The sequence below is a fragment of the Achromobacter pulmonis genome, assembly GCF_002885955.2.
GTDB classification, from domain to species: Bacteria; Pseudomonadota; Gammaproteobacteria; order Burkholderiales; family Burkholderiaceae_B; genus Achromobacter; species Achromobacter pulmonis_A.
On the sequence record NZ_POQS01000025.1, the window covers coordinates 5,241 to 6,992 of the forward strand.

Here is a 1,752-nt window from a genome sequence, read left to right on the forward strand (position 1 = left end):
CGGGCGGCGGCTGCGGCGGCAGGACTGGACCGGTTCGAAGACCGGCACTGGCAAGAACTCGAAAAACAACTCGGCTCCGACCCACCAGTCGTTGCCCAACAAATCACAACCCCCGAGGCCACCCGAGAACAGCAGTTCGATGGTGGCCTCAGCACTTCTGGCAGCACGCCAGCGCCCGCTCGGCGCGTGGTGCGCAGCCGATGGATGACTTGAGTGAGCAAATAAGCATGACCTACACACCAGAACACCTGCAGGCCCTGCGCGAAGCCCTGGCCAGCGGCGAGCACCGCGTGACCTACGAGGGCAAAAGCATCGAGTACCGCAGCGTGGCCGATCTGAAGGCGGCGATTGCAGAGGTCGAAGCCACCATGGCCCGTGAATCCGGCGCACCCAAATCGCGCCAGATCCGTGTCGCCACGAGCAAGGCACTCTGATGGCCTGGTTCAAAAGTCTGCGTCGCCGCATGTTCGGTGGCACGCCGGTCTATGACGGCACCGGCGGCGGGCGGCGCGCACTGGCCTGGATGCCCAGCAATCCCGGTGCGGTGGCAGCCCTGTCGCTGGCCCAAGACGAACTGCGTGCCAAAAGCCGTGATCTGGTTAGGCGTAACGCCTGGGCCGCCGCTGGTATCGAAGCCTTTGTGGCCAACGCCATCGGCACAGGCATCAAGCCCCAAAGCATGGTCCAGGACCAGGCTACGCGAGAGGCGATTCACAGCCTGTGGTGGGACTGGTGCGAAGAGGCCGATGCCGCAGGCCTTACCGACTTCTACGGTCTGCAGGCACTGGCCACCCGCGCCATGCTCGAAGGCGGCGAAGCCCTGGTGCGACTGCGCTATCGCCGCACCGAAGATGGTCTGCCGGTGGCGCTGCAGATCCAGGTGCTGGAAGCAGAGCACCTGCCAACCACCATGAACCGTGATCTGCCCGGCGGCAACGTCATTCGCGCTGGCATCGAGTTCGACCGGCTAGGTCGCCGGGTTGCTTATCACCTGTATCGCTCGCACCCCAATGATGGACTGCTGGCACCGATGTCCAGCAGTGCCGGCGGCGGTGGCATGGACACGGTGCGGGTGGATGCGAGTGAAGTCATCCACCTGTTTCGCCCCTTGCGTCCCGGCCAGATCCGGGGCGAGCCGTGGTTGACCCGGGCGCTCGTGAAGCTCAACGAGCTGGACCAGTACGACGACGCCGAGCTGGTCCGCAAGAAAACCGCCGCCATGTTCGCTGGCTTCATCACCCGCATGGCGCCCGAAGACAACCTGATGGGTGAGTCGGCGGCCGATGGCAACGGGGTGGCGCTCGCGGGCATGGAGCCCGGCACGCTGCAGATCCTGGAGCCAGGCGAAGACATCAAGTTTTCAGCGCCTGCCGATGTGGGCTCGTCGTATGCCGAGTTCATGCGCCAGCAGTTCCGCGCGGTGGCCGCTGCCATGGGCATCACCTACGAGATGCTCACCGGTGACCTGACGCAGGTGAACTATTCATCTATCCGGGCGGGTCTGCTGGAGTTTAGGCGTCGGTGTGAAGCCTTGCAGCACGGCGTTATCGTGCATCAGCTGTGTCGCCCTATCTGGCGTGCATGGATGGACCAGGCGGTGTTGGAAGGGGCACTGGATATTCCCGGCTACCGCAAAGACCGCCGCACCTACCAGGCCGCCAAGTGGATTCCGCAGGGTTGGAGCTGGGTCGATCCGCAGAAGGAATTCAACGCCATGAAGTTGGCTATCCGTGCGGGCCTCATGAGCCGATC

Annotated in this window: 2 protein-coding genes and 1 pseudogene; all 3 read left to right on the forward strand. The window is 64.2% G+C overall.

Annotated elements, in window-relative coordinates; translation table 11 throughout:
• Positions 1 to 213, forward strand: a pseudogene (locus C1I89_RS34985) (phage terminase large subunit family protein); the annotation flags it as partial.
• A gap of 14 nt (positions 214 to 227) precedes the next feature.
• Positions 228 to 434 (forward strand): phage head-tail joining protein, encoded by a 207-nt coding sequence (locus C1I89_RS33380; RefSeq protein ID WP_102776394.1) that lies wholly within the window; start codon positions 228 to 230, stop codon positions 432 to 434.
• Positions 434 to 1,752: phage portal protein (locus C1I89_RS33385; RefSeq protein WP_102776395.1), on the forward strand; the 1,319-nt coding region annotated here is incomplete at its 3' end. The genes C1I89_RS33380 and C1I89_RS33385, both read left to right, overlap by 1 nt.

Bases quoted from the DNA above. Each gene is read 5' to 3' on its own strand.
- C1I89_RS33380 (WP_102776394.1), top strand. From the start codon at position 228: ATGACCTACACACCAGAACACCTGCAGGCCCTGCGCGAAGCCCTGGCC.